7 protein-coding genes and 2 pseudogenes are annotated in these 4,253 nt (G+C 63.0%); 5 read left to right on the top strand and 4 right to left on the bottom strand.

Annotated elements, in window-relative coordinates; all coding sequences use genetic code 11:
• Positions 1-144 precede the first annotated feature (144 nt).
• The gene (locus CCR82_RS18200) at positions 145-549 is read left to right on the top strand and encodes a hypothetical protein (RefSeq protein ID WP_201247229.1); all 405 of its coding nucleotides are present in this window, start codon (positions 145-147) and stop codon (positions 547-549) included.
• A 6-nt stretch (positions 550-555) separates the two neighbouring features.
• Entirely contained in the window at positions 556-765 is a 210-nt protein-coding gene (locus CCR82_RS18195) for a hypothetical protein (RefSeq protein ID WP_201247228.1), read from the top strand.
• Here CCR82_RS18195 and CCR82_RS18190 read toward each other — a convergent pair.
• Positions 759-947: pseudogene (locus CCR82_RS18190) on the bottom strand (MBL fold metallo-hydrolase); the annotation flags it as partial. The gene CCR82_RS18195 and the pseudogene CCR82_RS18190 sit on opposite strands and share 7 nt — an antisense overlap.
• A gap of 83 nt (positions 948-1,030) precedes the next feature.
• On the opposite strand from CCR82_RS18190, the gene CCR82_RS18185 reads away from it, so the two are divergent.
• Entirely contained in the window at positions 1,031-1,348 is a 318-nt protein-coding gene (locus CCR82_RS18185) for a hypothetical protein (RefSeq protein ID WP_201247226.1), read from the top strand.
• Between the two features lie 28 nt (positions 1,349-1,376).
• Here the strand turns inward: CCR82_RS18185 and CCR82_RS18180 are convergent, their stop codons facing one another.
• Complete coding sequence (locus tag CCR82_RS18180) at positions 1,377-2,678, bottom strand: MFS transporter (RefSeq protein WP_201247225.1); 1,302 nt, start codon at positions 2,676-2,678, stop codon at positions 1,377-1,379.
• Complete coding sequence (locus tag CCR82_RS18175; protein WP_201247224.1) at positions 2,675-3,058, bottom strand: PH domain-containing protein; 384 nt, start codon at positions 3,056-3,058, stop codon at positions 2,675-2,677. The genes CCR82_RS18180 and CCR82_RS18175 overlap by 4 nt, the downstream gene beginning before the upstream one ends.
• A gap of 113 nt (positions 3,059-3,171) precedes the next feature.
• On the opposite strand from CCR82_RS18175, the gene CCR82_RS18170 reads away from it, so the two are divergent.
• Positions 3,172-3,522 carry an AAA family ATPase gene (locus CCR82_RS18170; RefSeq protein ID WP_201247223.1) on the top strand — a complete coding sequence of 117 codons (351 nt, stop codon included), beginning with the start codon at positions 3,172-3,174 and terminating at the stop codon, positions 3,520-3,522.
• Positions 3,476-3,847, top strand: a pseudogene (locus tag CCR82_RS19190) (DUF8612 domain-containing protein); the annotation flags it as partial. The gene CCR82_RS18170 and the pseudogene CCR82_RS19190, both read left to right, overlap by 47 nt.
• Here the strand turns inward: CCR82_RS19190 and CCR82_RS19185 are convergent.
• Entirely contained in the window at positions 3,779-4,153 is a 375-nt protein-coding gene (locus tag CCR82_RS19185; protein WP_338073212.1) for an MFS transporter, read from the bottom strand. The pseudogene CCR82_RS19190 and the gene CCR82_RS19185 overlap by 69 nt on opposite strands.
• Between the last annotated feature and the right edge of the window lie 100 nt (positions 4,154-4,253).

Raw genomic sequence — 4,253 nt, 5'->3', positions numbered from 1 at the left:
GGCCACAGTGGGTGGCGGCCCTGAGCGGCACGCTCGGTGCCCAGGTTCCAACCGATCAGGGACCGGCGATCATCCTGCAGGAGCCGAACCTGCAGGTGTTCGAGAAAAAGCCGAAACCGGCGACTCCTGAATGAGGACGCGTCCATGAAAACGACAGCCCGGCTCAATAAGAGGCAACGGCTCTTGTGCGCGTTCGCTTGCGCGATGCTGCCAGGACTGGGGGCGACGGCTGAAGCCTCGGACTGGTACCTCCGCGCCGCCGTAGGTATTGAGCAGTCCAACGATGCGGAGTTCTCCGACCGCGATTGCGCCTCACAACAGCCAGCCGCGCTGTTTGGCTGTGTCCGGGGTGACGACGGACGACCGCTCGGCGCCTATGGTGACTTCGGCCGCTATCCGCTGCTCAAGGTCGCGTTTGGCAAACGGTTGCTGCCCTGGCTGCGCACCGATCTGTCCCTCGGCTACCGCTTCGACAGCGACTATCAAGATAACGCCAACTTTCTCTCGGTGGGCACGCATGAACCGGTGTCAGCCGACGTCGAGTCTTAGACCGGCATGGTCAATGCCTTCGTTGATCTTGCGCCGCTCATCGAGGCGGATCTGGGCCGGTTTCAACCCTATGTCGGCATCGGCGCGGGCTTGGCCTACAACCAGCTTGGGAAGATGACTTATCGCTTCCCGCAGAACCCCTACCGGCACAAGCTCAGCGTGACCCCGGACGGTGAACGGACCAGCTTCACCTATCGGCTGACCGCCGGCAGATGATCGGCATGCACATGGGTCTCGAGTGTCGCCATAAGCGTCAGCCCAAGGTCCCTGAGCACCTGCAGATCACGCTCGACGGTATCAATGACCGGATCGATCAGGATCGCCTGACGGCTTTGCTCACAGGCGATCAAATAGGTATAGGTGGAGGAATCGGACTCGAACAGCTGCTTGAAGATCATGCGGGAGAGGCCTCTGGATCGGGTGGAATGCTGTCATTATCGTGGCTGGGTAAGACGCGTTTCCAGTAGACGGCCGAGAAGCAATGGGATTTTTCACTGAACCGACAGCCTACGAGAAAACCATCCTGTCCGATCTGCAGGGCGCCTGGCAGTGCCTGCGCGATGACGTGGCGGCACAGCCAGGGTTCGAAGGCTGGGAGCGAGCGCTGTTTCATATCGACGAGGCCATGAGCTGGGAAGCCGTTCGCGACCTTCAACAGATGCAGCGGAGCCTGGTGCTTGTGCGCAACATCCTTCAGCAAGGCGATGATGTCCCGCTGGCCGTGACGGAATCCTTGGACGCTGTGAACGAACTCATGGACGAGACGCTGGATGCGCTCGCGCAGGGTGAGATCGATTGATCTGACCAATGCCCAGCCCTGAGCCCGCTCAAGCCGCCTGCACCACTCGCGCCGACCCAACCCGCAAGCGCTCGAACAAAAGCAGGGCGCCAACCAGGAACGCGCACTCGATTGCAAAGGCGCCGCCATAGGCGAGCAGCGCCGCCTCGCCGGTGAGGCGATTGAGCCCATCGACCAGCCCGGCGCCGAGCAGGTTGGCCAGCGCGCGACCCAGCTGAAAGCCCAAGCCCCACACCCCGAGCAAGAGCCCGGCACTTTGCGCACTGGTGAAATCCACCGTCTGCGCCAACAGACTGGCCGCGGCCAGCCCTGTGCTGAGTCCAAGTCCGAGCACGCAGAGCTGCAGCAACAGCGGCTCCTGCAGCACACCGGCCAGCACGACACCAGCGAACAGCGGCAGCAACAGCCCGATGCCCAGCCGGTAGAGCCGTGCCAGTCCGAGCCAGGGGATCAGCACCAGCCCGGAGACCAGGATCGCCGCCAGCGCCCCGAGGCCCCAGAACATCGTCAGCTGCGTCGTCGCAGCCACGTCCATCCCCAAAACCAGCCCGGCATAGGGCTCCATCAAGACATCCTGCATCTGGGTGCCGAGCAGCGTCAGCGCGATCACCGCCAGGAACAGCCTTGCCTGCGGATCGGCCCAGACCAGCTGACGAAAGCGCGGCCAAAAGGCGCCCGCGCGGGCCTGCTCGGCCGCCTCGCGCAGCCGTTCGCTGCGCGGCTCTTGGCGGATGGCGGCGAGCACCGAGAGCAGCATGGCCAGCAGTGACAGGACCAGCACCACCAACACCAGGCGTTCGGCACTGTAGGGACGCAGTGCCAGCCCAAGCAGCCCGGCGCCGAGCACCATCCCGAGCAGCTTGACGACCTCGTAGAGGTTCACCGCCCGCGAGCGCGCCACGCCGGCGGCAAAACGATCGGTCAGCAGCGCCTGAAAGGTATTGCCGGTGAGATTGCGGCCAATGCCATAGAGCAGCAGCCCGAGCAGGATCAGCGCTGCGGTCGGACTGAACAGCGGCGGGGTGCGCACGACCAAGGCCACCGACAGCGCCACCCCGATGCCGGCCAGCAGCGCACCGACGATCAAATAGGGCTCGCGGCGACGGCCCCAGAGCGGATAGGCATCGGACAGATGCCCAAGCCAGATCCGCACCGGCGAGATCAACAAGGGGATGGCCAAGAATAGCCCGGCCAGGATCACCGGCAGGCCAAGCTCGACCACCATCACGCGGTTGATGACGCTGCCCGAGAGGATCGACAGCAGGGTCAGACTCAGCGGCAACCCGGCGAGGCGAATCAGCGCCAGAGGGCGGTTGAGGTTGTCGCTCACTGCACGGCCAGCACCGCAGTCGCCAGCGCCTTCTGGATCTCAGTGACGTTATCGGCGCCGCGCAAGGTCTTCTCGATCGGCTCGCTGGCCCCCGAGACCCAGACCTTCAGCTCCGCATCCAGATCGAAATGGCCCGCAGTCTCGACCGAGAAGCGAGTGATCGCCTTGTAGGGGATCGACAGATACTCGACCTTCTTGCCGGTCAGGCCCTGCTTGTCGATCAACAGCAAGCGCGCATTGGTGAAGATGAACTGATCCCGGATCACCTTGAAGGCGACCTCGATGGTCTCCTCAGCGGCGAGGATCGGCTCCAGCTCATCGGCGAGTTGGGCAGGATCGATGGTGGAGGCGTTGCCGAGTAGGCCGCTCAGGAGTCCCATATGTTTTCTCCATTGATAGTGTTTTTGCCTGCCAAGCGCCATCGTGCCATCCACGACCGCCAGTGCAAAGTCGTCGTTGGGCTATGATGAAACCATGCAAATCAGCATGCGCCATGATCAAAATGCATGGATACATCCCACGCCTCGCTGAGCAGGCACTGCAACGCGGACGCTCGCGAGCACCCGCGCTGGCCCTGCTCGGCCCCCGTCAATGCGGCAAGTCGCCCCTGGCTCACCACTGGCTGGGCGATGCGCCTGCCGTCTACCTCGATCTGCAGGATCGTGCCGATCGTGCCAAGCTCAACGAGCCTGAGCTGTTCTTCGATCACCACCGCAGCGCCTTGATCTGTCTCGACGAGATCCAGTTGTTGCCCGAATTCTTCTCCGCCCTGCGCTCCGAAATCGTTGGCCGGGGCGATGGACCTGAGTGTCCCGACCCTCAAGCGCTACCTGGCGCTGCTTGAGCAGACGTACATGATCCGGCTGCTACCGCCGTTTGAGACCAATCTCAAGAAACGGTTGGTGCGCTCGCCCAAGCTCTATCTGCGCGATACCGGAGTCTTGCATGCGCTGCTGGAGATCGAAGACTTCGATCAACTCTTGGCCAACCCGCAAGTCGGCGAATCCTGGGAGGCCTTCGTCATCGAGCAAGTGGTCACTGCGCTGCCACGCTGGCGTCCCTCCTTCGTGCGCACTGGCAACGGCGCAGAGATCGACCTGCTACTGGAGCGCGGCGGCCAACGCCGGGTGTTCGAGATCAAGCTCTCCAAGGCACCCAAGCCCTCGCGTGAGCAGACCCACCGAGACCGGTGCCACCGCAGTGGCGAAGATCATTGCCGACTGCGCCAAGGAGCGGATCGCACCCAGATGGGTGCTGCCATAGAGTTCGCCCCAGATCACGCTCATCAGACTGTTGGCCAGACCCATGCCGAGCCCGGCCAGGCCCAGATAGAGTGGCGCCAACCAAGGTCCATCGGCGAGCGCCAGCGCCAGCAGGGCCAACAACAAGGGCGTCAGATGCCAGGGTAGCAGCCGACGTGCACCAAAGCGATCAATCAAGGGGCCGCTCAGCAATTCCAAATTTGAAACCCTCATGTTACCAGTAGCTTTTCTGAAAGCGGTTGAAACTTGAGTTGTTAGCCGATGGTTCTCAAGCCCACCCCCACAGCCACACCGACGCCCCCGGTGTTCGCTA

This window comes from Halochromatium salexigens, from assembly GCF_016653295.1.
Taxonomy (GTDB): domain Bacteria; phylum Pseudomonadota; class Gammaproteobacteria; order Chromatiales; family Chromatiaceae; genus Lamprobacter; species Lamprobacter salexigens.
The sequence above is the reverse complement of the archived record's forward strand: the minus strand, read 5'-3'. Positions and strand labels throughout refer to the sequence as shown.

Bases quoted from the DNA above. Each gene is read 5' to 3' on its own strand.
- CCR82_RS18175 (WP_201247224.1), bottom strand. From the start codon at position 3,058: ATGGGACTCCTGAGCGGCCTACTCGGCAACGCCTCCACCATCGATCCT.
- CCR82_RS19185 (WP_338073212.1), bottom strand. From the start codon at position 4,153: ATGAGGGTTTCAAATTTGGAATTGCTGAGCGGCCCCTTGATTGATCGC.
- CCR82_RS18200 (WP_201247229.1), top strand. From the start codon at position 145: ATGAAAACGACAGCCCGGCTCAATAAGAGGCAACGGCTCTTGTGCGCG.
- CCR82_RS18170 (WP_201247223.1), top strand. From the start codon at position 3,172: ATGATCAAAATGCATGGATACATCCCACGCCTCGCTGAGCAGGCACTG.
- CCR82_RS18185 (WP_201247226.1), top strand. From the start codon at position 1,031: ATGGGATTTTTCACTGAACCGACAGCCTACGAGAAAACCATCCTGTCC.
- CCR82_RS18195 (WP_201247228.1), top strand. From the start codon at position 556: ATGGTCAATGCCTTCGTTGATCTTGCGCCGCTCATCGAGGCGGATCTG.